This window comes from Caballeronia sp. INML1 (assembly GCF_023631085.1).
Classification (GTDB): Bacteria; Pseudomonadota; Gammaproteobacteria; order Burkholderiales; family Burkholderiaceae; genus Caballeronia; species Caballeronia turbans.
In genome coordinates this window covers 62722-88084 of sequence record NZ_JALQDT010000075.1, presented here as the reverse complement: position 1 = coordinate 88084, position 25363 = coordinate 62722, and the positions used below count along the sequence as shown (strand labels likewise).

The window sequence follows — 25363 nt, the reverse complement described above, 5'->3', positions numbered from 1 at the left end:
CGTCAGGGCATCAGGAAGTAGTGATAGACGCCTTCGAAATAACTCTTCGTTGCGTCGGCGGCGACGGCCACGAACACGCCGAAGGTGATGACGAGAACGGCCGCGTTCTTGAACTTGATTTCCGGCGCGAGGAACGGCAGCAGCAGCGGCACGCAATACCAGACGCGGCCCTTGGCGAACGGGAACACGAAGAACGCGACGACGAGATACACGAACAGGCCGAAATGCATGATCGACAGGCGCGTGTAGGCGATTTCCCGCTTTGTTTCCGGCGAGCGCCACGACGAGTACAGCACCATGACGGAGGCCATCGTGTAGAAGAACAGCAGCGCCAGCAGCTTGATCGTGAAGTTTTCCTGATAGCCGGTGTATTCGTCGATACGGCGTCCGCCGTAGTTCGCGAACAGGAACTTCGCCGCCGACGCCAGCACGATCGCCACCGCGCTGACCACGATGAGCGAGCGCTTTTTCTCGCCGCCGAAACCCGCCGCGAGCAGCAGCGCAGTGGGCACCGCGAAGGTCGTGTGCACGAAGCTCGCGAGGCCCATGCCGAGCGTGGGGCGGTTGAAGCGGCAGGTGAACAGCATGGCAATTGCGAGCCCGAAGCCCTGCCGGATCTGGAACAGGCCGACGGTCGCGAGCGCATACGGAATGACGAGCCACAGAAGCAGGCCCACGAGCGGCCGCCGCGTCTGCAGCAGCGAGTACATCACGATCAGGTTGAGCAGCACGACCGTCGTGCGAATGCCGCCTTCGGGCGTCACGCCGAACGCGTTGAGCAATATGACCCACGAGCGCCAGCCGAGCTCCTCGGTGATCAGGCTGATGAGAAAGCCCATGTCCGACTGGCGGTTCTGATAGAACTGCACGAGCCAGTGCCAGTCCGTCGACCGGAAGTACTGGATGTACGCTTCCTGGTCGAAGATCAGCCCGACGCTGCGCTCGCGGAACGCGACGATCGAAATCGCGGCGGTCGCCAGCACCAGGAACGCCCATCCGGAGGGCGTCAAGAAGTACGCGAATCCGCGCACCCGCTTCGCGGGTGCGCGCTGCTGCGCCGTGTTGTCCATTGTCGTTGCTTGCATCGTTCTGGCCTTTATACGCTTTAGTTATTGTCCGTGGGCGCGGCTGTCATGGCACGAGCCTCAGGTTGGTGACGACGATCTTCGGTCCCGCCTTGTCGTAATCGATGCTCTCGACGGTGGCAAGCCTCGGGCTGACCCACGTCGGCGAGTGGCTCGCGATCTGCCCGGACACCTTTCGTCCTTTCAGCTTGAGCGACGACACGGCGAACGCCGCATCGCTCGCGCCTTCGTCGCGATGATTCGTGATGCCGATATCGACATGCTTGGGCATCGGCCCCACGATCTCTTCCAGCCACACGATGATCCCGTAGCGGCACTTGCGCGTCGTCGGATTGACGATGCGGATGTTCTCGAGAATGTCCGCGTTGCTGTTCGGCTCCGCATCCATGCCCGCCTCCGGCTGCGTGCCGCCGATGTTCTCCCACAGCGGATTCTCGAACACGATATTGCGCCCGCTGATGATCGAGAGGCCCTGCCGGCGGCAGCGGTCCGCATGATGATTCACCACGCGGATGCCGCTGCTGTACTTGAACGGCACGTTGTAGCTGTTGGCGATATAGATGCCGTCGCCCCAGCACCCGACCGTCTTCGGCGAGACGAGCGTGACCTCCGTGCTGCCGGCGATGGAAAAACCCATGCCGTGGCCGTTTTCGCGCAGCTCGGGCTTCGCGGCGTTCAACTCCTTGCTGCCGTCCAGCACCGCGTTTTCGACGAGCACGTTGTTCACGTCCCAGATGCGAAACATCGAATAGAACGACGTGTCGTGCGGCAGCAGCTTGATCGACGCGCCCGGCGCGAATCGCACGTGACTGTCGCGGCGCAGATCGAGACCCTTTTCGTCGATGCGGCACTTGCCCGTGATCAGGAGCGTCTGGTCGACGGACCGGTCGATGGCCGTTTGCAGCGCGGCGCGGTCATTGGTCTTGCCATCGCCCTTGACGCCGAACGACTTGTCGGTGACGACATCGCGCCGTCCGGCCGCGCGCGCGCCGAGGCCGAGCGCACCCGATCCACCGGCGACGGCGCCCATCAGCAGCGAGTGGATCACGCGTCGCCTGTCGACCATTACGCTTTTTCTCCCGTGATGGTGCGCGGATACGCCGTGCTCTTGCCTTCGTCGCCACGCGTGCGCGCGCCGAGCTGCGCGAAGATGGCGTCCCACTGGCGCAGGATGGCCGGCGACGAATAGCGTTGCCGCACCGAGGCCGCCGCCTTGCGTCCGAGCTCGGCGCGCAGCGCGTCGTCCGACATCACGCGCCGCAGCGCATCGATGAGCGCGGACTTGTCGCCGGGCGGCACGAGCACGCCGTCCTCACCGTCGCGCGTCAGTTCGCGCGGGCCGCTCTTGCAGTCGAACGCGACGGTCGCCAGTCCGAGCGCCATGCCTTCGAGCATCGCCATCGGCAAGCCTTCATAGCGCGACGACAGCACGAACGCGTCCGAGCGCGCCATTTCTTCCCAGGGACTCGTAGTCTTGCCCGGCATCAGCACGCGCTCGCCCATCTGCAAGCGGGCGACCTGCGCTTCGAGCGCCGCGCGCTCCGGGCCTTCGCCCCAGATCCACAAGTCCCAGTCTGGAAACTCGGGCGCGAGCGTCGCGAACACGTCGATCAGCAAGTCGAACTGCTTCTGCGTGTTCAGACGCCCCACCGCGACGAGCCGCTTGCGCGCACTCTTCTCGACGGTCTCGGGCTGCAACAGCAATAGTTCGTCCGGCAGCGGATTGGGCACCACCTCGATGCGCTTCACGCGCGGCACCATCTTCCTGAACGATGCCTCCATGTTGTCCGTGAGCAGCGTGAGCAGATCCGCGCTCGGATAGACGAAGCGGCACATCTGGCTCATGAGCTGCGAGCGGCCATCGGCGGAAGGGTCGATGTGCTCGCACGCGATCACCGGAACGCCGAGCCCGCGGGTGGCGAGAATCGTCGTGATGTTCACGTTCGAGAGAAACGACACGACGACATCCGGCGCGCTCTCGCGGATGAGCGCGCGCAATGCGCGGAACCGCGCGGGATATTGCAGCATGCGCGCGCCGGCCTTCACGCGATCGGCGAGAAAGATGCAGCGCACGTTCTCCGCGAGCGGATAGAAGCACGCGCCGCGGCCGCTGTACGTGATGACGAGCGTCACGGTGTCGCCGCGTTGCGCCCACGCATTGACGAGCGAAGCCGCGACGCGCTCGGCGCCGCCGCTTCCCATCGAACTGACGACGAGCATGATTTTCATGGGCGGCTCCTCATCGCTCGGCAACGGGAACGCGCAGGTCCGCCGCGCGCCGCGGAACCTTCACGCCGGACTCTTCGAACACTTCCTGCCACAGCGCGATGGTCTTCGGCAGCGCGAAGGTCTCGTTGACCGATGTCGCGCACAACGCCATGCGATGACGCTCGGCGTCGTCCCTCATCAGCGTTTCGAGCGACTTCGCGAGCGCGGCCGCATCGCCCACCGGATTCACGAGCAGGCCGTTCGTGCCGTGCGTGACGATCACGCGCGGGCCGGAATCGCAGTCGTAGCTGACGGCCGCGCAGCCGCTCGCCATCGCTTCGACGAGCGTCATCGAGAAGCCTTCGAAGTGCGAGCTCAGCACGTAGAGATCCGCGCGCTCGTACCAGTCCGCCACGTTGCCGGCGCGGCCCGGCAGGAACACGCGGCCGCGCAGCCTTGCCTCCTCTAGGCGCCGCTCGAGACTCGCGCGCGCCAGGCCTTCCCCGACGATCACGAGATCCCATTGCGGCAGCGCGCCGGCGATTTTCCTGAACGCGTCGATGAGACTGTCGAAGCCCTTTTCAGGCGACAGCCGTCCGACCGCGAGCAACACGCGGCGCTCGTCACCGACGACGCTGCGCGGCTCGATGACCGGATTCGTCCGCGCGATCGGCAGCGTGAACGGCGGCGGAATCACCTTGACGTCGGTGCAACGGCAATGCGTTTCGATCCATTCGCGGGTTTCGTCGGTGAGCGCGACGACCTTGTCCGCGAAGCGGTACGTCAGCAGCCGCAGACGCTCCCAGAACGGCGTGAGCGGTGCGCGCGGCGGATGCGTGTGCTCGCTCGCGATGATCTTGTAGGGCAGGCCGATGCCCGCGAGAACGGCGAGCACGTTGGCGGTCGCCATGACGCCGAGCGCAACCGTCGGCTTCGTCTCACGCAGCACCTTGCGGAAGGCGAGGACGCGCTTCAGGTTCGCCATCACCGTTCGCAGCATGCCGCCGCCTTCGACGCCGCCCGCGAGTCCGAGCTCGATGCGCTTCACGCGCGGATGGAACGGATAGACGTCGCCCTCACCGGCCGTCAGCGTGACGACGGTCACTTCCCAGCCGAGCGCCGCCCACTCGTTCGCGAGATTGGCGGTGACGCGCTCCGCGCCGCCGCCGTGCATCGAGTAGATGAAAACGACGATCTTCATGCGGGCCTCGCCGCCATGTCGGCTTCCGCCGGCACGAGCCGCCGCTCGGAAAGGAAGCGGATGTACCACGGCATCGCGATCGCGAGCCCGTCCGCAAGCGCAATGGCGTTCGCGTAGCCCAGCAACTGCGCGGCCTTGTCGACGTTGGCCTGCGAATGGCGCACGTCGCCGGCGCGGAACGGCGCGTACACCGGGCTGCCGTCGTTCGGCACGCCGTTCTCGGCGAGCACGCGCTTCAGCGCGTCGTACAGCTGATTGAGCGTCGTGCGATCGCCGACCGCGACGTTGTAGACCTGGTTGCGCGCCGCCGCGTCGGACAGCGCCGCGAGGATGTTCATCTGCACGACGTTATCGATAAAGCAGAAGTCGCGGCTCGTTTCGCCGTCGCCGTTGATGGTCACCTGCTCGTCGTCGATGAGCGCGGCCGTCCACTTCGGAATCACGGCCGCATACGCGCCGTCCGGGTCCTGACGCTTGCCGAAGACATTGAAGTAACGCAGGCCGATGGCGTTCAGGCCATACGTGCGCGCAAACACCGATGCGTACAGCTCGTTCGCGTATTTCGTCACCGCGTACGGCGACAGCGGCTGGCCGATACGATCCTCGACTTTGGGCAAGCCCGGATGATCGCCATACGTCGAGCTCGACGCCGCGTAGGTAAAGCTCTCCACCTTCGCGTCGCGCGCGGCGACGAGCATGTTCAGAAAGCCGCTGATGTTGACTTCGTGCGTCGTGATCGGATCGTTCACGGAACGCGGCACCGAGCCGAGCGCGGCTTCGTGCAGCACGTGGGCGGCGCCCTTCACCGCGGCGCGGCAATCGTCGAGATTGCGGATGTCGCCCTCGATGAAGCTGAAACGGTTCCATTGCGCGGGGCTCACGAGCGAGCGCACTTCGTCCAGATTGCGCTGATGGCCCGTCGCGAAGTTGTCGAGCCCGACGACTTCCTGGTCGAGCTTGAGAAGCGCTTCGAGCAGGTTCGAGCCGATGAACCCGGCCACGCCGGTGATCAGCCACTTGCGCGGAGCGCGCGTCAGTTGCTGGCGGATCGATTCGTAACGATCAGACATGAAAGTCTCCAAGATTACCGACGGGCGCGGCATGTTCGCGGCGCTCGCCTTCGATCGCGATCGAGGGCACCAGCTCGCGATACACGGCCAGCGTCTTCTCGATGACGATGCGTTCGTCGAAATTCTTCAGTGCCTTTTCCCGCGCGGCGAGGCCGAGCTTTCTCGCGAGCGCGCGGTCGTCGTCGAGCTGGCGAATCGCGTCGGCGAGCGCGCGGGCGTCGCGCACCGGCACCTGCAAGCCATCCACACCCGACTCGCTGACCACTTCGCGGCAGCCCGGCGCATCGGTCGTGATGAGCGGCAGCGCGCAGCCGGCGGCTTCGATCAGCGCTTTCGGCAAGCCTTCGCGATAGCTCGGCAGCACCATTACATCCACTTCGGTGAAGAGTTTCGGCATGTCGCTCACATGGCCGAGCCATTCGACGAGCCCTTCCTTCACCCAGCCCTGCACCATCGCCGTGCTCACCGACGCCGGATTCCCGTCATCGGGCGAGCCCGCGAGAAGGAAGCGCACGGTGCGATTCTCGCGCCGCAACATGCGCGCCGCCTCGACGTATTCCTCGATACCCTTGTCCCACACGAGCCGCGCCGCCAGCAGGATGCGCAGCGGCTTGCCCGCGTCTTCGGCCGATTCCTCGCGCACCTTGAAGCGCGTCAGATCGACCCCCGATCCCTTGATGAGGCGGATCCCCTGCGTCTCGACGATGCGCGCGGCCTCGAACAGCTTGATGTCGTCCGGATTCTGCAGGACGAGAATGCTGTCGCGGCCGTTCAGCGCCGTGCGCATCACCTGGCGCACGACCGGCTTCAGGATACGCGCCTTGAGGTCGCGGCTCGTGAAGACGTAGCCCATGCCCGCGACCGCGTTCACGCGCGCGGGGACGCCGGCGAGCTTGCTCGCGAACGAGCCGTACACCGCGCTCTTGATCGTGAAGCCGTGCACGAGCTGCGGCTTTTCGCGCTGGAAGAAGCGCGCGAGCCACAGCACGAGCGCCAGTTCGCGAAGCGGATTCAGGCTGCGACGGTTCATCGGCACCGCGTGCCAGCGAAAACCGAGATCGCGCAGCTTCGGGCCGTACTCGCCGTCGGGTGACAACAGAATGACTTCGAAACCCGCATCGCGCAGTCTGCGAGCGAACGAAAGGCGAAAGTTATATAGATACCAATCGGTGTTGGCGTACAGAACTACCTTGGGCATCTTCATTGCGAACTCCGAACGTCCGGTTGACATCGCCGCGGGCAACCCCCGAATGTCGAGGGCCGAACCGCGGCGATGTTGTGCGACGGCCTGCATCGGCAGTCACGCCGATGCCACCGAGCCTCAGAGACGCATGTCGCTCGACTCGAGCGGCAGGATGTACTTGAGGTCGCACAGCACGTGCTTCGCCTTGCCGTATGCGTGGATGCCTTCCGCGCCTTCTTCGGCGAACTGCTGGTGCGCGACGGCGAGCACGATCGCGTCGTACGCGCCCTTGGCCGGCTGCTCGATCGGATCGATGCCGTACTCGTGCCGCGACTCTTCCTTCGACACCCACGGGTCGTACACATCGACCTGGACGCCGTATTCCTTGAGGTCGGCGATGATGTCGACCACGCGCGTATTGCGCAGGTCCGGGCAGTTTTCCTTGAAGGTGAGGCCCATGATGAGCACGCGCGCACCGGAGATGGCGATATCGCGCTTGGTCATCGTCTTCACGAGTTGCGAGACGACGTAATTGCCCATGCTGTCGTTCAGACGCCGCCCCGCGAGAATGATCTCCGGGTGGTAGCCGATCGCCTGCGCCTTGTGCGTCAGGTAGTACGGGTCTACGCCGATGCAGTGGCCGCCGACGAGGCCCGGGCGGAACGGGATGAAGTTCCACTTCGTGCCGGCCGCGAGCAGCACGGATTCGGTATCGATATTCATCTTGTTGAAGATGATCGAGAGTTCATTGATGAGCGCGATGTTGACGTCGCGCTGCGTGTTCTCGATCACCTTGGCCGCCTCGGCGACGCGGATGCTGCTCGCCTTGTGCGTGCCCGCGGTAATGATGCCGCGATACAGCTCGTCGACGAAGTCGGCCACTTCGGGCGTCGAGCCGGACGTGACCTTCTTGATGTCCGGCAGACGGTGCGACTTGTCGCCCGGGTTGATCCGCTCCGGGCTGTAGCCGACGAAGAAGTCCTCGTTGAATTTCAGGCCCGACATCTTCTCGAGCACGGGCACGCATTCTTCCTCGGTCGCGCCGGGATAAACCGTCGATTCATAAATGACGACATCGCCCTTCTTCAGCACGCTGCCGATGGTCGTCGATGCACCGATCAGCGGCGAGAGGTCCGGACGCTTGTAGTGATCGATCGGCGTCGGCACGGTGGCGATGAAGACGGTGCAGCTGCGCAAGTCTTCGACTTCGGCGCTGTATTGCATGAACGTCGCGGAGGCCAGCTCGGCATCGTCGACTTCGAGCGTCACGTCGCGGCCTTCGCGCAGCGCGTTGATGCGCGCGCGGTTGATATCGAAGCCCACGACGGGATGACGCTTTCCAAATTCAACGGCGAGCGGCAGGCCGACATAGCCCAGGCCCACGATGCCGAGTTTCAACTCATGCGGCGAGAACATATTCACTTCTCCTCGTTATACGACTCAGGACGTTTGTTTAGTACTACTTTTTGATTCGGGGTCCGGCAGGAGCGCATGCCGGATGAGTCAGCCTCTAGTCAGCCTTCTCGGCCTTGTAGGCAGCGTAGGCGTAGCCGCCGTACTGACGCGCCTGGGCGTAGTTGCCGTAATGCACCTTGAAGCCGTTGAGCAGTACGCCGGTGACGCTTGCGCCCGACTGTTCAAGCCGCTTCACGGACTCCGAGATTTCCCCGGAGCGCGTATCCCCATAACGCGCGACCAGGAAGATCGAACCCGCGACGGGCGCCATGATCGCCGTGTCGGACACCGCCAGGATCGCCGGCGCGTCGAGCAGCACGATGTCGTATTGCTCCGATGCGCGGCTCACCGATTCCGTGAACGCGTTCGACAGGAGCAGCTCGGCCGGGTCCGGCGGATAGAAGCCGCACTGCACGAAGTCGAGGTTGTTCAGCACCGAGCGATGCACGGTCTCTTCGAGCGTGCTGGAGCCGTTGACGATATCGACGAGCCCCTTGCCGCGCGGCAGGCCGAAGTACTGGTTCAGGTGGCCGCGGCGCAGGTCGCAATCGACGAGCAGCACGCGCTTGCCGCCGGCCGCGAGCAGCGTCGCGAGATTCGCCGACACGAACGACTTGCCGATACCCGGCAGCGGGCCCGCCAGCATCACGACGTTGTTCGGCGCATCCATCAACGCGTAGTGGAGGGAGGAGCGCATCATGCGCAGGCCTTCCACGGCCGGGTCCGTCGGGTAACGCGAGGCGAGCGCGAGCTGTTCGGGCCGCTTGTCGGCGATGCGCTTCGCGAGTTCCTTCTGGCGTTCGCTGTCCGGAATCGTCGCGAATACCGAAAGACCCGTCTTCGATTCCAGTTCCTTCGGGTCGAGCACGCCCTTGAACAGGAAGTCGCGAGCGAAGGCGAGCACGATGCCGATGAAGAGTCCGAGGCCTGCTGCGATCACGAGCACCAGCGCCTTGACCGGCTTGACGGGACGCTCGGGCACTTCGGCGCGGTCGAGCAGTTCCACGGTCGGCACGCGGCCGGCCCTGATCAGGCGCATCGTTTCGATGTTGTTGCGCAACGCCGAATACACATCGGTGCTCACGCGCACGTCGCGTTGCAGGCGAAGCGCGCCCTGCTCGGCTGCCGGCATCGCCTTGACGCGCGCTGCGAGGTCGTTGATGTACTTCTCGGTCGCCGCAATCTGCTGGTCGATCACCACCACGCTCGGATGCGACGGCGAGAAGTGAACTGCCAGGTCCGAACGGCGGCGCTTCAGGTCGAGCAACTGGGCGTCCGCCTGCGAAGCCTGCTGCATGACGATGCGGCCTTCTTCGTCCGGATTGAACAGCGTGCGGCTGTTGCGATAGGCGTTGTAGTTGTCCTCGGCCGTTTCCATCTGACGTTTCGCGTCGGGCAACTGCTGCTCGAGATACTCGAGCGACTTCGCGGCGTTGATCCCGCGGCGATCGGCGTTTTGCCGGACGTACATCTGCGAGAGTTCGTTGATGATCGCCGCCACGAGCACCGGATCCTTGCCTTCCAGCGACGTGCTGATCACGCCCGACTTGTTGCCCTGCTCGGCGATCGTCAGCGAGTTCTGCAGCCGGTCGATGGCGGACGTGCGCGAATTACGCGTGAGATCGAATTCGACGCCCTTCTCGCCGTGAATGAAGCCGACGAGCAGCGAGATCGGGCCCGCTTCCGTGTCGAAGCGCTGCACGGTGCCGACCTGGCCGCCGACGCCCGTTTCGACGCCCGGACCGCGAACCTGATACTGGCCGTTGCCGAGATAGCGCAGCGTGTATTCCTTGCCTTCGAACTTCTTCGGCACGTCGAACGCGGACACGTCGATCGATTCGGCGCCCCAGGCGTAGCCGCCACGGCCGAAGAGACCCGGCGTCGACGTTTCGTCGTTCATGCGCGCGACCATCCCGCCGATCAGCGGGAAGCGATGCGGCGCGGCCTGGATATACAGCTTGAGGGCATCGACGACGGGTCCGAGCACGAACTTGGAGCCGATGACCTGGATCTCGCCTTCGGCCGTCGCCCGCTGGTCGAACATCGCGGCAGCGGTTCTTACCATGTCGCGTGAATCGGTCGGCGGCGCGGCGGTCGAGTCGTCGACGCGGACCAGCATGCCGGCCTGGTAAATCGGCGCGGAGAAATACGCGTACACCACCCCGATGCTGAAGACGACCGCCACGGTCGTCGCGATCATCTTCCAGTGACGGCCCAGCGTTTCGAGAATCGACGTGAGCTCGATCTCTTTGTCGGTCTCGGCCGTTACGGCTGACGCCTGATTTTTAACTTTCATGGAACGTCTCGTTACAGGCTCTTATGGGACCGGCGCGACATGCGCACCGGATGCGGATCGAAACACTTGCAGCGCGCCCAAAGGGGCGCAAACACTATTTCCTTATTCTTGAATTCAGGTCGACATTCGGAGCCGTTAAAATCCCGCCCCGGCATTGCAGTCGTATTGAAACACACGACTCAAAAAAAGAGAAATTCCAACAGACGATTTTTGTTGTTTAACGAACCTTTCAACGCGATCGAGTGTTCTATAACCCACTTTTAAGAATTTATTGAGTATGCGGGCCATTTGAGCAAATCGGAAGCTATCACAACGCGTATTGCTGTATGCGCGCCACCGCACATATAATCGCTTTTAATCGAACTGCTAATTTTATGAAGAAAGCCGGTTTAGCCGGGGTTCGATTTGCGGACATTTTTTCGCCTGCCGCCGTGGTTCTTTTAGCCTATGCTAGGCGTAGAGACGACCTGACGGCCTTTTGCCGCGGCAAAACGTACCGGCCCCACGAAGAAAATGCGCCCGAAAGTGGGCTTGCGCACCGACGACGCACGATTTCTCTAAAGCGATTTTTTAAGTCCGTTATATGAAAATCGTGTTTTAACGGGATTTTAAAAGCCGGTTTGTATGAATAATCGGGGGAAGTCCCGATATAATCCCGATAGGCTCGGTTTCACACATTAAAGCGCCATAAATGCGTGGACAATGGCGGGGGTTGTACCTACCATACGTTTTCGGGTTTTGATATTCGAAAAGAGATGCGCCCTCTTCGTGAGTGAAAAAAATGTTAAACCTTGCGCTTGGCTTCATCAGTTCTTTCTGCATGACGCTACTTATAGTTCGATTCGCGGGACGCTACGGGGCGCTTTCCCTGGATCACGATTTGAACGGGGTTCAAAAGAATCATTCTCATCCGGTGCCGAGAATCGGCGGCATCGCGCTGATGGTTGCGGCCTGCGTGACCTTTCCCATCGCCGCGATTTTCGGGGGTAATCCGCGTGAGGAGTCCCTGCTGCTGCTGCTCTGTGCGGCGCCGGCATTTGCGAGTGGCGTGATCGAGGATCTGACCAAGCGCGTGAGTGTTCGTGCACGCCTTCTCAGTGCGATGCTCGCGGCGCTCCTGGGCGCGTTCCTGCTCAACGGCGTGGTCAGCCGCGTGGACCTTCCGCTCGTCGATCCGATTCTCTCCGTCGCGCCCATCGCGATCGGCCTGACGGTGCTCGCGGTCGCGGGCCTCACCAATGCGGTCAACATCATCGACGGTTTCAACGGGCTCGCCGCAGTCGTGGCGATTCTGATCTTCGGTTCGATCGGCTATGTCGCGCATGAAGTCGGCGACCTGCTCGTGATGAGCACCGCGCTCACGATGATCGGTGCGATCGGCGGCTTTGCGATCTGGAACTATCCCGCGGCGTCGATTTTTCTCGGTGACGGCGGTGCGTACTTCATCGGCTTCACGATCGCGGAGCTGCTCGTGCTGCTGGTCGCCCGCCACCCGAGCGTCTGCGCGTGGTATGCCATGGTCGTGGCGATCTATCCGCTCTTCGAAACGCTGTTCTCGATCTACCGCCGCAGGATCGTGCGCGGCCGGCCGGTCGGCGCGCCCGATGGCATCCACCTGCATACGCTGATTTTCAAGCGTATCGTGCGCAAAGGCTCCGACCCGCGTCAGCGTCAGCGCAGAAACGCGCGGACGTCGCCGTATCTGTGGGTGCTGAGCATGATCGGCATCGTGCCGGCCTCGCTCTTCTGGCACAACCCGGTGGTGCTCGCGGTGACCGCGGTCGTGTTCGCCGTCGCGTATGTCTGGCTGTACACCGCGATCGTCCGGTTCAAGACGCCGCGCTGGCTGGTGGGCAGCAGACAGCCCGTCGTTCCCCGCGCCGTTCCCGAGCAGCATCACAAGTAGGCGTGCAATTCCGGGCGCGAGGCGCGCCGGAGAATGGCAGAAAGACGAAAGGCCCTGGTCGATCAGACCGGGGCCTTTTGCTTTGGCGGTGCCCTCGTGAGCCGAGCGTCGACCACGCTCTTCGTGGATTCTCTCAACGGGAAACGGGGGAATCGGGCGCGTCGATCGCAGGCGTTCGCGCACGAACAAAAGGCCGTTCGTCATCCGGCCGGGGCCTGACAGATTCGGCGATGGCGTAACCACGCCCTGCCCATGTTCGCCCTTGATGAAACGGGGAGAATCAGGCGCGTCGATCGCGGGCGTGTGCGCGCAAGGAGACGCCCGTGCCGATGCCGTAATCGGCAGCGCATCGGCTACGCCTGCCCATATTTGCCCATCATGAAACCGGGAGAAGATCGCAGGCGTGTGCGCCCAGGCAAAAGGCCCTGGTCCGGTAGACCAGGGCCTTTCGTCATGGATGTCGTCACGGGCGGCGCGCCTGCGCCGCGCAACGATATCAGCTCTCCATGCCAGCGAGATCGGCCGCAGGCGACGTGAACAGCGGGATCGACGAAGCATGCTGATGCTCGAGCCACTGCTGGAACATCAGCACGTTCCACAACTGCCGGTGCCAGTTCTGCTCGCCCGACAGATGCTGCTGCCATTTCGCCCGCACGATCGTCGGATCGAAGAAGCCCTCGCGACGCAGCCGCGATGCGTCGAGCAGCGCTTCGGCCCAGTCGCGCAGCTCGCCGCGCAGCCAGTGCGTGATCGGCACGCCGAAGCCCTGCTTGGGCCGCTCGATCATCGCGCGCGGCACATGACGATAAAGCACCTGGCGCAGCGCCCATTTGGTTTGTCCGTCGCGCACCTTCATCGACTGCGGCAGGCGCCACGCGAACTCCACGACACGATGATCGAGGAACGGCACGCGCGTTTCGAGCGAGACGCCCATCGCGGCGCGATCGACCTTCGTGAGAATGTCGTCGGGCAGATAGGTGATCATGTCGAGCGCCATCATGCGCTGCACGTCGTCGAGGCCGGTGAAGGCCGGCGCGTTGCCGGTCATCAGCGTCGGCGGCTGGTGACCGCCGATCACGAGCGCGGCCGGGTCGTTCCATTGCGACATCAGGTGCAGATAAACCTCGTCGCGCGACTGGCACGACAGCAGTTGCGCGCCCTTGTGCAGCTTGTCGCCGACTTTCACGCCGCGCAGCGACGACGGCAGAATCGGTTCCATCAGCCCCGCCATGCTGTTCCAGCGCTTCGGCGATATCCCGACGATGCCCGATGCCGCCAGCTTGCGCAGCGCCGCTGGCAGCACCGTCATCTTGTCCCACATGTCGGGTGCGGTCCGGTAGCGCTGATAGCCGCAGAAGAGCTCGTCGCCGGCGTCGCCGGACAGCGAGACCGTCACGTGTTGCCTGGCGAGCTGCGACACGAGGAACGTCGGTATCTGCGACGAATCGGCGAACGGTTCGTCGTAGAGTTCGGGCAGACGCGGAATGACGTCGAGCGCCTCACGCGCCGTCACGTACAACTCCGTATGGTCGGTGCCGAGATGCGCCGAGACGGCCTTCGCGAGCTTCGCTTCGTCGAAGTCGCTTTCGTTGAAGCCGATCGTGAACGTCTTCACCGGACGCGACGATTGCTTCTGCATCAGCGCGACGATGGTCGACGAGTCCACGCCGCCCGAGAGGAACGCGCCGAGCGGCACGTCGGAGAGCATCTGCTGGCGGATCGCATCGCTCAGCAGGTGCTCGAGTTCGTCGACGGCGTCCTCCGGGCTGCCCGCGAAGCCGCGTGCCGCACCGTTGACGGCCGCCTCGACGCCGGACCAGTACGGCCAGATGCGCGGCTCACGCCGTTCGAGCGACACGGTGAGCATCTTGCCCGGTTCAAGCTTGTAGATGCCTTCGAAGATGGAATACGGCGCCGGCACGCAACCGTGACGGATCTGCAGCGTCAGCGCGCCGCGATCGACGTTGTTCTCGAACGCGGGATGCTCGCGCAGCCCCTTGAGCTCGGAGCCGAACACGAACGCGGCTTCTTCGCCCTGTCCCTGCCAGCCGTAGTAAAGGGGTTTTTCGCCGATCCGGTCGCGCGCGAGCGTGAGCTGGCATTCCTGCCGGTCCCACACGGCGAACGCGAACATGCCGACCGCGCGTTCGATGGTCGCCTGAATGCCCCACGCATCGAAGCCGGCCATCAATGTTTCGGTATCCGAACTTCCGCGCCAGACAGGCGCGCGCTGCGTGTCCTCGAGCTCATCGCGCAGATCGAGATGGTTATAGATCTCGCCATTGAAGACGATGACATAACGGCCGCTGCCCGATGACATCGGCTGATGCCCCGCCGACGAGAGATCCTGAATCGCCAGCCGGCGATGGCCGAGCGCGATGCCGCGCAGATCATCGGTCCACTCGCCCGCGTCGTCGGGTCCGCGATAGGCGATGGCGAGCGCCATCTTCCTGACCGTTGTCTTCGAGTCGCCCGGGCCGATGCCGCGACCACCCAGAAAGCCGACGATACCGCACATGTTCGTTCTCCTTCAGTTGCGGCCAGAGGCCACGCTTATGCGATGCTCACTTTTCTTCGACGAGCCGCAGGTAGATATCTTCGAAACGCTCGCGCGCGCGCATCATCGTGAATTCGGCATGGATGCGCGCTTTCGCCATCTGGCCGAGACGGATGCGCTCGTCGGGTGTCATGTCGACGACGCGGGACAGTCCGGCCGCGAGCGCGTCGGTGTTTTCCTTCGCGACAACCACGCCCGTATTGGCGACGAGCATGGCCGCATCGCCGACATCGGTGACGACGCATGGCAGCGCCATCGCCATTGCCTCGCCGACCACGTTCGGAAAGCCCTCCGTGCGCGACGAAAGGCAGAACACGTCCATCGCCGACAGGCACGCGGGCACGTCGCGCCGCTCGCCGAGCAGCACGAAGCGCGACGCGAATCCCGTCTGCGCGATCCAGTCGGCGAGCTCGCGATTGTTCGCGTCGAGATCGCGCCCGACCATCATGAAACGCACGTCGGGATGGCGCGCGGCCAGGATGCCTGCCGCGCGCACGAAATTCTGATGATCCTTCACCGGATGGAAACGCCCCAGGATGCCGACGACGACCGTGCCATCGCCGAATCCGCATTGCTGGCGGATCGCGGCGCGTTGCTCGGGCGTCGCGGCAAGGCGTGCGACATCGAATCCGTTCGGCACGACCATCATGCGGCTCGCGTCATAGCCGACCAATACGTGCGCCCGGCGCGATGCCTCGGCCGCGCACACGATCGCCTGCGGCACGGAGTACGACAGCCACGCGCAGACCTTGCGCAGCAGCACGGTCACGCGCGAGCCGCCCGATCTGACGTCGGTGGTGCGCACGCCCCAGACGATGCGCTTGTGCGCCGCGAGCCGTCCCGCGAGTCCGCCGAGAAAGTCGGCGTGATACATCCACGTCTGAATGATGTCGGGGCGTACTGCGCGAATCAGTTTCACGAGTTGCCACAGCGCGCGCGGAAAGCCGAGCGGCGAACGCATGCCGAGGCTATGCACGTCGATGCCGCGAGCGGCAAGTTCCTCACCGACCTTGCCGGTCGTCGTGAGCGAGCAGACGACGTGACGAAACCGCGGATCTTCGATGTGCGACTCGATGAGTCGCTGGAGCATGCGTTCAGCGCCGTCCGCATTGAGCGCAACGATGACATGGAGAAGCTTCATGGTCCCGGCTGCCGTTTTTCTACGATGGGCCCGTCCCCAGGCAACCGACGCGCGCGCCGCTGGCGGAGATGCTGGTGCTGTGACGGGTGTTTTATGGCGATGGGCTGCCTCGCCGGAGGACCTGCGTGACGCGCGCTAAAGACAAACGCGCGATGCGGCTTCCAGTCTCCGATGAATCACCAATGTAAGCCGGCGCCGTGGCACGCACTGTGCGACGTGCCACACGCCGGTTCTCTTGCCCGTGCGCAGCCGCCGACGGGCGCCTGTCGCGTCATGCGCGCCTCATCGGCCCGCGCCAGGGATTCCACTTGCGAAGCTGCGTCTTCAGATCGATGACGGTGATCCCGCCGACTGCATTCCACGTGTGAAGTCCCTGGTGGCCGCGCGGCGGCGTGCGAATCGACACGGTCCGCTCGGCATACGTCGTGGTCGTGAGTTCGGTGATCTCGCGGAACGTCAGCGCGGCGCCATATTCGCGCTCGCAATTCTGCGCGGGACGAATCAGGCGGTTCTGCGCGTCCTTGAACAGGTTGCCGGCCATGCGGGCGAGACGGCAGTCGGAGACGACCGGGTTCATCGGATGCGCGGTCCATTCGCCGAACGGGCTATCCGAATAGAAGATCGACAGTTCGTCCCAGTTCGATCCGCCCTCTTCGGTGATGCTCGTGAACATCCACCAGGTCTTGCCGTCGTGATGGAGCGTCGTATCGGCGGCGACGACATCGCGCATGATCACCTTGTGCAGCGCCCAGTCGGTCGGGAATGAAGCGGCCCGATACATCTCGATCGTGCGATTGCCGCAGGTCTCCGGAATCATGAAGACCTCGCCTTCGTGCTCGAAGAGAAACGGGTACGACAGGTGATAGCTCTTGTCGAGCACGACGCGCGGCGTCTCCTGCCATGTCTGCTTGACCGGATCGAACGCAATATGGCTGATCGTCCCGCGGTTCGTGTCGTAGGGAAGGCTCTCGAAGAACAGATGGTAGTCGCCGTTCTTGCCGCGCCAGAGGAACGGGTCGGCGTGAAATTGCGACGTCATGCCGGGAAGCGTGACCCAGTTGCGGCTTTCGTCACCGTCGACACTGCTCCCCGCGCGCAACTCGGAGGGCGTGTCGGTGCGACGGTACGCCAGCACCCAGTGTCCGCGCTGCACCAGCAGCTTGAGCGGCTGATTCAGCACCTTGCGGCCGAGATGCCGCAACGCGAAGCACGCCGACGTGAGAGCCGAAAGTCGCGCCGGCTGCGCCTTCGCCTTGACGAGCGGAAAGTCACGCGGCGACGAAGCGGACTCCAGACGCTTCTGCGCCCGCCCGACGAGAACGGCGACACGCCGCAGGCTCGTCTGAAGCGACTTCAGGAAGAAGAGCTTCTCCGGTATCGCGACATACGACTCCGCCAGCAGACGCATTTCGTCCGACTCGGGCGACTTCCAAACAACCTGGATATGCGGCGTTCGGCATTGGAGCAGCGCTTTCCACAGCGCTTCGATGTTCTCACAGCCGTCGTACAAGACCATGATCGGTGCACGGACAAGAGAGCGGCTCTGCGGAGTCTCGTCCGAGTCACCATAGAGCCGCTTTTCGACGCGCGTCCACCATTCAAGCACGGAAGGATATGCGGGTTGCGCCATTTCTTTTCCCTCAGACAGCAGCCATTCGCCAGTCGACCCGATGCAGGTCTTTAGCTAAACGCTTAACTGTCTTTATATGTGTTGTGGTCCGGCGCTTTTGAAATGATGAACAGTCCATTTCATGCGTGTGCCGGCGAAGAAAGACTAGAGTCTGGGGAAAGCGCGTGCGGTGCGTTATCGCACAGTTGCGAGAGCTAATTAATGCGAGGGATTTGAACGGATGTGCCGAAAATATGGCACTGCTTCATGATCGGCAGGCTGGTGGCGGCTGTGTCAGCCGGCTCGGGAGGGTACGCTAAGCTGTTGGCGGATCAGGAAAATTTGGCGTCGATCAGGGCTCGTCGCGGCGCACGGCGACTTCGCGCCTGCGATACCAGGTCGGCCGCTTGTGGCCGTGCTTGCTCGTTTCATTTGCCTTATGTTTGGCAAAAGGCGAAAAGATAATTTCGATCACGGCCAGCAATGCAAGACCGATTATTGCGAAAAAAACAATTGCGCCTATGACACCGACTACTGACATGCTTCCTCCGCGCTCATACGCGTTGAATCAAGCATTTGATAAAACCCGTGACTGAAAGTTTTGACCGAATGAACTTTGATTTATCGACGATTATATCACATCTCAAATTCGCCGATTTCCGGCATGCGAACTGTAGGCATGATTTTCGGATGCATCCGACGCGCGCAAATCCCTGAACAAAGGGGTGAAAGCAGGTCTGTTCGATCGACCGTCGACGCGCGCCGCGCCCGGCGGCACTTGGCCCTTGCCCCGCCGGGCCTGGCATCGTCGCGCCGCCGGAGCAAAGGGCGTCCGCGATAATGGAATTATGATGCATCGCTCATTATCACTGTCGTCTGGTTATAGAAAGACAGCATTTCGCATTCGAATGCCTTCAACTGAAATTCGACGTTTCATGGACAGCCGGCTCATCGATTTGACCGACAATTAAACGGTCATTCGGCGGTCTGAAAGAAAGCGCCGTGTTACGCGAGCCGTTCTTTCTCTGCGGGTTTGTCGGATGGCGTCAAGAGAATGTCCGCAACGGCCAATAAGGAAAGGCCGACGACGGCCACGAATCCGACGGTTCCGGCAAACATGCTGACGAGCTTCATGGTTTCCTCCGCCAATCAGGGGCGAATGCTTCCGTTGCTCAATGGCAGGTGCGGGCGCTCGACCTTCGCTCGAGCGCCCGCAACCGTTCAAACGGTAGCATAGGCCCAACGTCGCCGAAAAAGTATTCATTTCGCAGCGAAGTACGCGCCTGCGTGGTTTGCGCAGACAAGAAATACAGTTAGCTGGAAACAAGCCGAAGCGACTTAGCGGCCGCGCCTCCCAAAACCGGCCGCGGCCTCCTGCTCCACCCCACCGTTGCTCCACGCGTGCCGCGTGGACTCACGGCCGCCGCCCATTGCGCGCGTCAGGATCGCCCGGGTGCCCGGAGTCGCGCTGACATGCGCGAGCTGATGCGCCTCCACCCAAAATAGCTCATGGAATCTGGCTCCGGCTTTCGGCCGCAGATGGACGTCGTCCGGTATCGCGATGCGAAAGACATGATGCAGATGATGCGCCGATGCCTGCTGAAACAGAAAAGCGGCGGCGCTCGCCTGCACCCCGGTGTCTTCGTGCAGCGCTCGGATCGCCGCAATAATCGTCAGTTCGTCGAATGCCACCGCGCCGCCCGGCAGCAACCACGGTCCGCCGCGTTCCCGGACCAGCAGTACTGACTGGTGACGAACCAGCAGCACTGTTGCTCGTTCTCTCATCCCCGTCTCTCCGTGTTGCACCCCAATTCGTTGTTGGATTCGATGGTGCGATACGACGCGCGGCGTGCCATTTTGATTTCACCGTCGCGTCGAGCTCAAGCGTGAACTGGCGTGCACGCTCGATCTTCACAGGGTTCGTCGCGCTTCGCAATGCGTGATGTCCCACGTATGTGCGCTGCACGACGAGCCGCGATCGGAAAAAAGTCCCGCATGCGCGGGGTTGGGCATGAGAGTTCGCTGGTCGGCGTTGCCTACTGCGATAAGGAAGTCATTCTTGCGATCGAGATCATTCCCCGAGCGCGGGATCGCTCATGCTGTCGCGGCCGGTCTCGACGTGACCGGCGAGGCGGCGCAAGAATGCGCGATCGGTGTCGACCTTGACTTCGACGTCGTACCAGCCGTGCGCTTCGCGCAAATCGAGGTAGACCTGCTCGGTGTCGCCGCCCCGCACGCGTCGCGTGATCGTCTTCGAGGGATCGTACGCATTGGTCACGCTGAAGGTGCACGCGGCCGTTCCGCGATTCGCGAGCCGCAATTGCAGATTGCCGTTGGCGACGTCGTAACCTTCCGCGACATCGGGCGCGGCCTGCTCGCGCGACCACCAGCCGTGCGACTGCGCGCCCGCCTTGCCGGCGATCCGCCGGAGAAAGCCGTTCGGGCCGTGCACGACGAAATCGAAGCTGCCGTCCGGATTCGCCGCGACGCGGTCCGCGAGACGCTTGCGCGCTTCGACCGTGTAGGTGCGCGGCGCGTCCGCGCTCGCGTTGCGATAGAGCAGAAATACCGCGCCCGCGCTGCCCGTGTTGACGAAATCGAACGAGACGGTGTCCTTCGACGCATCCGCGCGCGTTCGCACGAACAGTTCGTAAGGCAACGCGCGCGCGGCGCGAACGCCCGGCTCCTGCTTCGGGATCGCCTGCGCGACGGGCGGAACAGGCACGTAGTCTGGATGCCGCAGCTTGTCGGGCGGAACGTAGCCGCTCGTGGCGGGCAGCGTGGGCGTCGCGGTGTTCGGATTGCGGAAGTCGAACGCGGATGTGAGATCGCCGCAAATCGCGCGGCGCCACGGCGAGATGTTCGGTTCGGCCAGGCCGTGCGCGCGGCCGAAGCGCTTCTGGATGAAGCGGATCACCGACGTGTGGTCGAAGGTTTCGGAGCACACCCAGCCGCCTTTCGACCACGGCGACACGACGAGCATCGGCACGCGCGCGCCGAGTCCATACGGGCCGCTCGCATATTTCGCGGTGCCCGGAAAGATCTCGCCGCCCGTATCGACGGTCGAAAGTCCGTTTGCGCTCGAAGTCGGCGGGAAAGGCGGAACGAGATGGTCGAAGAAACCGTCGTTTTCGTCGTAGTTGATGAGAAGCGCCGTCTTGCTCCACACATCCGGATTCGACGTGAGCACCTGCAAGACCTGATCGACGTACCAGGCGCCATAGTTCGCGGGCCAGTTCGGATGCTCGGAGAACGCTTCCGGGGCGACGATCCACGAGACCTGCGGCAGCGTGCCGGCTTGCACATCCCGCTTCAGAATCGCGAAGTAGTCGTCGCCGGCGGCCGCGTTCGTGCCGCGACGCGCCTTTTCGTACAGCGGACTGCCCGGCTGCGCGTTCTGATATTGCGTGAAGTAGAGCAGCGAGTTGTCGCCGTAGTTGCCGATGTACGCGTCGTCAGTCCAGCCCCACGCGTTTTTCGCGTCGAGCCCGGCGCCGATGTCCTGATAGATCTTCCAGGAGATGCCCGCGCGTTCGAGCACTTCGGGGAACGTGGACCAGCCGTAGCCGGCTTCCGCGTTGTCGACGACCGGACCGCCGCCCGCGCCGTCGTTGCCCAGGTAGCCCGTCCACATGTAGTAGCGGTTCGGATCGGTCGATGTGTTCGTCGAGCAGTGATAGGCGTCGCAGATCGTGAAGGCGTCGGCGAGCTGATAGTGGAACGGGATGTCGTCGCGTTGCAGGTACGCCATCGTCGTCGTGCCCTTGAACGGCACCCACTGATCGTACAGACCGCCGTGGAATGCGCCCTGCCCGCTCACCCAGTCGTGCGGCAAATCCTGCAGGAACTGCAGGCCGAGGTTCGACGCGCCGGGATGAAACGGCAGCACTTCGCCCGCGCCGGCCGCGATCGGCTGGTTGAAAACGGGCTTGCCATTCGGCAGCGTCACCGCGCTCTTGTCACCGAAACCGCGCACGCCGCGCAAGGTGCCGAAGTAATGATCGAACGACCGGTTTTCCTGCATGAGCACGACGATATGCTCGATGTCCTCGATCGATCCATGACGGTTGTTCGCGGGAATCGCGAGCGCCTGGCGAATGCCGAGCGGCATCACGTTGAGTGCGGCGGTCGCGCCTGCGGCCTCGACGGCCGCGCGCAGAAAGTCACGACGGTTCTTGTTTTTCATTCGTTTCGCGGGGGAAGTGAATAGGAAAGGTTAGTCCACTGTGTGCATCACCGGTGTTGCGAGCGGCTCCGATGCGGCCCGTGCCATGGCGGGTCGCGCGGCTTGAGCGGATGCGCCTCCTGTCGCCTGCTTCGCCCAGTCCTGAAGCTCGCTCGTGGCGGCTGTTTCGGACGGCTCGCTGCGCATGACGGCGACCGGTGACGGCGAATCCGCGTCCGGCTTGCTGCATCCGCAAACGATTGCGCTGACGCATACGGCGAAACAGGCCACGCTCACGTAGCGGCACGAGACGATCGACATCGGGTTCTCCGGCAGGGTCGCGCAGATCCATACAGCGCAGCGAAGCTTAGCCATGACGTGTGTAAGCAATGTGACCGGTCCGCGATACCATAGGCCGGCAGACCGACGACATGACAAGACGAATCGCCATCCATAGGACGACAAGAGCGTGAGACAGCGTGACGATGCGAGCGCAGACCTTCGCGAGAACAGCCCAGCCCCTTCCCGCGCGATCGTCTACGAGGCCGATCGCAGACACGCGCTCTTGCTCGCGGTGGCGTTGTCGCTCGGGAGCGCCATCGCGCTCGGGCTCGCGCGCTTTTCATACGCGCTCCTTCTGCCGCCGATGCGGCTCGACCTCGCGTGGAACTTCGCCCAGGCCGGCGCGATGAATACGGCGAACGCGTTCGGCTATCTGCTCGGCGCGCTCGCGTTCTCCCGATTGTCGATGCGCGTCGCGTCACGCACGCTGTTCATCGCTGGTTGCGCGCTCACCGCTTTGCTGATGGCGGCGAGCGGCGCAACGACCGCTACCGACGCCCTGCTCGTGCTGCGCGTCGCGACAGGCATCGGCAGCGCGCTCATCTTCGTGAGCGGCGGTGTGCTGGCCGCCCGGCTCGCATCGATGTCTCCGCGCGATGCGGGGCTCGTGATCGGCCTCTACTACGGCGGCACGGGCTGGGGAATCGTGATTTCGTCGCTGCTCGTTCCGGTCGCGGTCTTGCCCGTTGCGCACGGCTGGCGCTTCGCGTGGTTCGCGCTCGCCGCCGCCTGCGCCGCTTTTTCCGGCGTCGCGGTCTGGGCCGCGCGGCGGATCGAATCCGCGCATCCGCTTTCGTCGGCGCGCCACGGCACGGATGCCGTGTCCGGCGCACCTGTGCAACGGCGGCGTTTCGCGCTCGCGCTCGCCGGATATGGCTGCTTCGGCATCGGCTATATCGGCTACATGACGTTCATCGTCGCCCTGCTTCGCAACGCGGGCATGAGCGCGGCTGTGGTGAGCGGCTTCTATATCCTTCTGGGTGTAGCGACGGTGGTATCGGCGCGGATGTGGTCCGGGCTACTCGATCGCATGCGCGGCGGCCAGGCGCTGGCGATCCTCAACGGGCTGCTCGCCGCGGCGACGCTCATCCCCGCGATGCTCGTGCATCCGTTGGCGGCATTCATTTCGGGCACGCTGTTCGGTGCGACGTTCCTGTCGGCGGTGGCGTCGACGACGGCATTCGTGCGGCACAATCTGCCCGCGAATCAGTGGCCGACCGGCATCAACGCATTCACGATCGTGTTCGCGCTGGGGCAGATCGTCGGGCCGGTGGTGATCGGGCGGGTGTCGGATAGCGCGGGGCTGACGCGCGGCCTCGTTTATTCCGCGCTCGTGCTGGCGGCGGGCGCGGTGCTCGCGGGTTGTCAGAAACCGCTGAAGCGGCCTGGATGACGGGGTAGTTGGATACTACGAATTGCGGATCATCTCGCAGCGCCTCGTACGAATCAGATCCGGCTGCCCGCGCGCGCCTTCTTCAGCTTCGCGTAGACATGCGCACAGAACGCATCGGCGACCACGCGATTGACGGTGAGAATGTTGTCGGCGCTGACGCTTTCGCGTGAAAGACCCTGTTTCTCGATGAGCCGCTGCGGAATCAACTGGCTTACGAACGAATGGCAAAGCTCCTTGCGCGACGGAGCGTCGACCGATTCGAAATACTCGCGGCCGGCCCGGATCTCTTCGCTCATCTTGGCCTTCGCCGTGTCGTTCTGGACCTGGATGCTGGCTTCGAGGTGCGCCTTCACCGTATCGCGCGAACGGCGGTCTTTCTTGTCGTCCTCGAGTTGCTTCGCCTTGATCGACGCCATCTTTCGATCCGCATCGCCGATCCGGTAGTTTCCCTCCAGCGCCTTGAACAGATAGCCGCGGGGACTGACCGTCACCTTGCCCTCGTTGAGCTTGAAACGCGTGTATTCGATGGCCTGCTCGAGCCGCTCGTCGGTCCAGACGTCGCGGCGCTTGGCGAGGCGCTCGAAGTCGGGCGTATCGAAGGCGAACTCGTTGTGCAACAGGAGATACATCGAATCCTGAATGCCGGCGCGGGCGGCATCCGCGCCCTGCTTCTTCGTGAAGCGAAACCGGATTTTCAGCTTGTCCGCGGTAACGCGTTCGGCATTGGGCTCCCAGCTGACATCGAAATCCGAGACATCGTTGAGCTGGTCGATCGCGGGCTCGAGGAAGCGCTTCTTGAACTCTTTCACTTCCTTGCGCGACTCGCCGACCTTTCCCGGCCACTCCAGCACGTCTTCGAATGCGAACCACTCGGTCACGCCGTGGCCTTCGCATGGGATGAGGCGGTCGTAGATTGCCCGGGCGAGCGAAAGCGAAAACGCCGTCGATGCCCGCAGGCTCAGCCAGTGCGCCTTGTACGGACTGATCAGATACTTGATGACGCGTCCCGCAAGCAGGATGCAAACGACGTTGCGCTCGATGTAGCAATCACCCAGCAGACTGATGGTGCCCCACGAGTCCTTTTCGGTCAGTTCTTCGATCGACGGGGCCGTCATGATTTCGACACGAGCCCGCGCCGCAGATCGCATCTGGGCGATCAGATGGCTGTGGTTGCGGCTGTCATACCGCATCAACCATTTGAAGTAGTTGATGTCGGCCGTGAACGTGTACACCTTGTCGTCGATGAGCTCTTCAGGTGCTTTGGTCGCGACGATGAAGTACGCCGCATCGAGCACGCGCCGCGCGGCAATGCCCAAGCCGCCGACCCGCGTGAAGATGTTGTTGCGCAGGAAACCAATGTCCCGTGTCGATTCGCAGATCGCCGAGCCTTGCGCGGACATGTCTTCGTAGATGTCCAGTGCCAACTGCTTCGGCGTGACAGTGAGGTCTTGGTTTTCCATGCTTCCGATTCGGCTTCGATCCCCGGCACTCTATCAGGCGAGCAAGGGGTGTCAACACAAAAACCACCCCGCGCGATTCACGAGCCTAGCCGCACAAAAACCGCCCCGATCGCTGGACTCGATCACAATTTCCGCCCCGGTCGACACAATTTCCGCTCCCATGAGCCCAATTTGCGGAGCATCCAGCACAAAAACCGTCCCGTGCTTCACAAAAAGCGTCCCTATCCACAGGGACGGTCGTTGATTTTTAAGCAAAATGAGGGTCTTTGTTTGTTGGTGGGTGGGTCTAGGT

At 63.3% G+C, this 25363-nt stretch carries 19 protein-coding genes; 3 read left to right on the top strand and 16 right to left on the bottom strand.

What is annotated here, in order from left to right; all coding sequences use genetic code 11:
* Positions 1-2: 2 nt before the first annotated feature.
* The 8 genes from NCR38_RS29945 to NCR38_RS29910 form a co-directional block, all read right to left on the bottom strand.
* On the bottom strand, positions 3-1085 hold the full coding sequence (locus NCR38_RS29945) for a hypothetical protein (RefSeq protein WP_250478077.1): 1083 nt from the start codon (positions 1083-1085) through the stop codon (positions 3-5).
* A 46-nt stretch (positions 1086-1131) separates the two neighbouring features.
* Positions 1132-2151: a hypothetical protein gene (locus NCR38_RS29940; protein ID WP_061119542.1), complete on the bottom strand. Its 1020-nt coding sequence runs from the start codon at positions 2149-2151 to the stop codon at positions 1132-1134.
* The gene (locus tag NCR38_RS29935) at positions 2151-3314 is read right to left on the bottom strand and encodes a glycosyltransferase family 4 protein (RefSeq protein WP_061119541.1); all 1164 of its coding nucleotides are present in this window, start codon (positions 3312-3314) and stop codon (positions 2151-2153) included. Before NCR38_RS29935 ends, NCR38_RS29940 begins: the two co-directional genes overlap by 1 nt.
* 10 nt (positions 3315-3324) lie before the next feature.
* Positions 3325-4494: a glycosyltransferase family 4 protein gene (locus NCR38_RS29930; RefSeq protein ID WP_061119540.1), complete on the bottom strand. Its 1170-nt coding sequence runs from the start codon at positions 4492-4494 to the stop codon at positions 3325-3327.
* The gene (locus NCR38_RS29925; RefSeq protein ID WP_061119539.1) at positions 4491-5564 is read right to left on the bottom strand and encodes an SDR family oxidoreductase; all 1074 of its coding nucleotides are present in this window, start codon (positions 5562-5564) and stop codon (positions 4491-4493) included. The genes NCR38_RS29930 and NCR38_RS29925 overlap by 4 nt, the downstream gene beginning before the upstream one ends.
* Positions 5557-6768 (bottom strand): glycosyltransferase family 4 protein, encoded by a 1212-nt coding sequence (locus NCR38_RS29920; protein WP_061119585.1) that lies wholly within the window; start codon positions 6766-6768, stop codon positions 5557-5559. Before NCR38_RS29920 ends, NCR38_RS29925 begins: the two co-directional genes overlap by 8 nt.
* A 117-nt stretch (positions 6769-6885) precedes the next feature.
* Positions 6886-8163, bottom strand: coding sequence for a Vi polysaccharide biosynthesis UDP-N-acetylglucosamine C-6 dehydrogenase TviB (gene tviB, locus NCR38_RS29915; protein WP_061119538.1), 1278 nt, complete (start codon positions 8161-8163; stop codon positions 6886-6888).
* Positions 8164-8257: 94 nt separating this feature from the next.
* Positions 8258-10498, bottom strand: coding sequence for a polysaccharide biosynthesis tyrosine autokinase (locus tag NCR38_RS29910; RefSeq protein ID WP_061119537.1), 2241 nt, complete (start codon positions 10496-10498; stop codon positions 8258-8260).
* A 781-nt stretch (positions 10499-11279) separates the two neighbouring features.
* On the opposite strand from NCR38_RS29910, the gene NCR38_RS29905 reads away from it, so the two are divergent.
* A complete protein-coding gene (locus tag NCR38_RS29905; RefSeq protein WP_061119536.1) occupies positions 11280-12404 on the top strand; it encodes a glycosyltransferase in 1125 nt (374 codons plus the stop codon).
* A 496-nt stretch (positions 12405-12900) separates the two neighbouring features.
* On the opposite strand, the gene asnB is transcribed toward NCR38_RS29905, so the two are convergent.
* The 7 genes from asnB to NCR38_RS29875 form a co-directional block, all read right to left on the bottom strand.
* Positions 12901-14922: an asparagine synthase (glutamine-hydrolyzing) gene (gene asnB, locus NCR38_RS29900; RefSeq protein WP_250478076.1), complete on the bottom strand. Its 2022-nt coding sequence runs from the start codon at positions 14920-14922 to the stop codon at positions 12901-12903.
* A 46-nt stretch (positions 14923-14968) separates the two neighbouring features.
* Positions 14969-16102, bottom strand: a complete 1134-nt coding sequence (locus NCR38_RS29895; protein ID WP_061119534.1) for a glycosyltransferase — start codon at positions 16100-16102, stop codon at positions 14969-14971.
* Positions 16103-16373: 271 nt separating this feature from the next.
* Complete coding sequence (locus NCR38_RS29890; protein WP_061119533.1) at positions 16374-17732, bottom strand: hypothetical protein; 1359 nt, start codon at positions 17730-17732, stop codon at positions 16374-16376.
* A 331-nt stretch (positions 17733-18063) separates the two neighbouring features.
* The gene (locus NCR38_RS29885) at positions 18064-18252 is read right to left on the bottom strand and encodes a hypothetical protein (protein WP_143756365.1); all 189 of its coding nucleotides are present in this window, start codon (positions 18250-18252) and stop codon (positions 18064-18066) included.
* A gap of 464 nt (positions 18253-18716) precedes the next feature.
* Positions 18717-18845: a hypothetical protein gene (locus NCR38_RS34235; protein ID WP_284502443.1), complete on the bottom strand. Its 129-nt coding sequence runs from the start codon at positions 18843-18845 to the stop codon at positions 18717-18719.
* Between the two features lie 204 nt (positions 18846-19049).
* Positions 19050-19478: an NUDIX domain-containing protein gene (locus tag NCR38_RS29880; RefSeq protein WP_250478075.1), complete on the bottom strand. Its 429-nt coding sequence runs from the start codon at positions 19476-19478 to the stop codon at positions 19050-19052.
* 304 nt (positions 19479-19782) lie between these two features.
* Positions 19783-21897 carry a phosphocholine-specific phospholipase C gene (locus NCR38_RS29875; protein ID WP_061119532.1) on the bottom strand — a complete coding sequence of 705 codons (2115 nt, stop codon included), beginning with the start codon at positions 21895-21897 and terminating at the stop codon, positions 19783-19785.
* 154 nt (positions 21898-22051) lie between these two features.
* Here NCR38_RS29875 and NCR38_RS34230 point away from each other — a divergent pair, with 154 nt between their 5' ends.
* Both NCR38_RS34230 and NCR38_RS29870 read left to right on the top strand, forming a co-directional pair.
* A complete protein-coding gene (locus NCR38_RS34230; protein ID WP_284502442.1) occupies positions 22052-22177 on the top strand; it encodes a hypothetical protein in 126 nt (41 codons plus the stop codon).
* 168 nt (positions 22178-22345) lie between these two features.
* Positions 22346-23611 (top strand): YbfB/YjiJ family MFS transporter, encoded by a 1266-nt coding sequence (locus tag NCR38_RS29870; protein WP_409219315.1) that lies wholly within the window; start codon positions 22346-22348, stop codon positions 23609-23611.
* Positions 23612-23664: 53 nt separating this feature from the next.
* Here the strand turns inward: NCR38_RS29870 and NCR38_RS29865 are convergent, their stop codons facing one another.
* Complete coding sequence (locus tag NCR38_RS29865; protein WP_061119531.1) at positions 23665-25071, bottom strand: replication initiation protein; 1407 nt, start codon at positions 25069-25071, stop codon at positions 23665-23667.
* Between the last annotated feature and the right edge of the window lie 292 nt (positions 25072-25363).

Excerpts from the sequence above, each read along its gene's own strand:
- NCR38_RS29945 (WP_250478077.1), bottom strand. The coding sequence starts at position 1,085 with ATGCAAGCAACGACAATGGACAACACGGCGCAGCAGCGCGCACCCGCG.
- NCR38_RS29940 (WP_061119542.1), bottom strand. The coding sequence starts at position 2,151 with ATGGTCGACAGGCGACGCGTGATCCACTCGCTGCTGATGGGCGCCGTC.
- NCR38_RS29935 (WP_061119541.1), bottom strand. The coding sequence starts at position 3,314 with ATGAAAATCATGCTCGTCGTCAGTTCGATGGGAAGCGGCGGCGCCGAG.
- NCR38_RS29930 (WP_061119540.1), bottom strand. The coding sequence starts at position 4,494 with ATGAAGATCGTCGTTTTCATCTACTCGATGCACGGCGGCGGCGCGGAG.
- NCR38_RS29925 (WP_061119539.1), bottom strand. The coding sequence starts at position 5,564 with ATGTCTGATCGTTACGAATCGATCCGCCAGCAACTGACGCGCGCTCCG.
- NCR38_RS29920 (WP_061119585.1), bottom strand. The coding sequence starts at position 6,768 with ATGAAGATGCCCAAGGTAGTTCTGTACGCCAACACCGATTGGTATCTA.
- tviB (WP_061119538.1), bottom strand. The coding sequence starts at position 8,163 with ATGTTCTCGCCGCATGAGTTGAAACTCGGCATCGTGGGCCTGGGCTAT.
- NCR38_RS29910 (WP_061119537.1), bottom strand. The coding sequence starts at position 10,498 with ATGAAAGTTAAAAATCAGGCGTCAGCCGTAACGGCCGAGACCGACAAA.
- NCR38_RS29905 (WP_061119536.1), top strand. The coding sequence starts at position 11,280 with ATGTTAAACCTTGCGCTTGGCTTCATCAGTTCTTTCTGCATGACGCTA.
- asnB (WP_250478076.1), bottom strand. The coding sequence starts at position 14,922 with ATGTGCGGTATCGTCGGCTTTCTGGGTGGTCGCGGCATCGGCCCGGGC.
- NCR38_RS29895 (WP_061119534.1), bottom strand. The coding sequence starts at position 16,102 with ATGAAGCTTCTCCATGTCATCGTTGCGCTCAATGCGGACGGCGCTGAA.
- NCR38_RS29890 (WP_061119533.1), bottom strand. The coding sequence starts at position 17,732 with ATGGCGCAACCCGCATATCCTTCCGTGCTTGAATGGTGGACGCGCGTC.
- NCR38_RS29885 (WP_143756365.1), bottom strand. The coding sequence starts at position 18,252 with ATGTCAGTAGTCGGTGTCATAGGCGCAATTGTTTTTTTCGCAATAATC.
- NCR38_RS34235 (WP_284502443.1), bottom strand. The coding sequence starts at position 18,845 with ATGAAGCTCGTCAGCATGTTTGCCGGAACCGTCGGATTCGTGGCCGTC.
- NCR38_RS29875 (WP_061119532.1), bottom strand. The coding sequence starts at position 21,897 with ATGAAAAACAAGAACCGTCGTGACTTTCTGCGCGCGGCCGTCGAGGCC.
- NCR38_RS29865 (WP_061119531.1), bottom strand. The coding sequence starts at position 25,071 with ATGGAAAACCAAGACCTCACTGTCACGCCGAAGCAGTTGGCACTGGAC.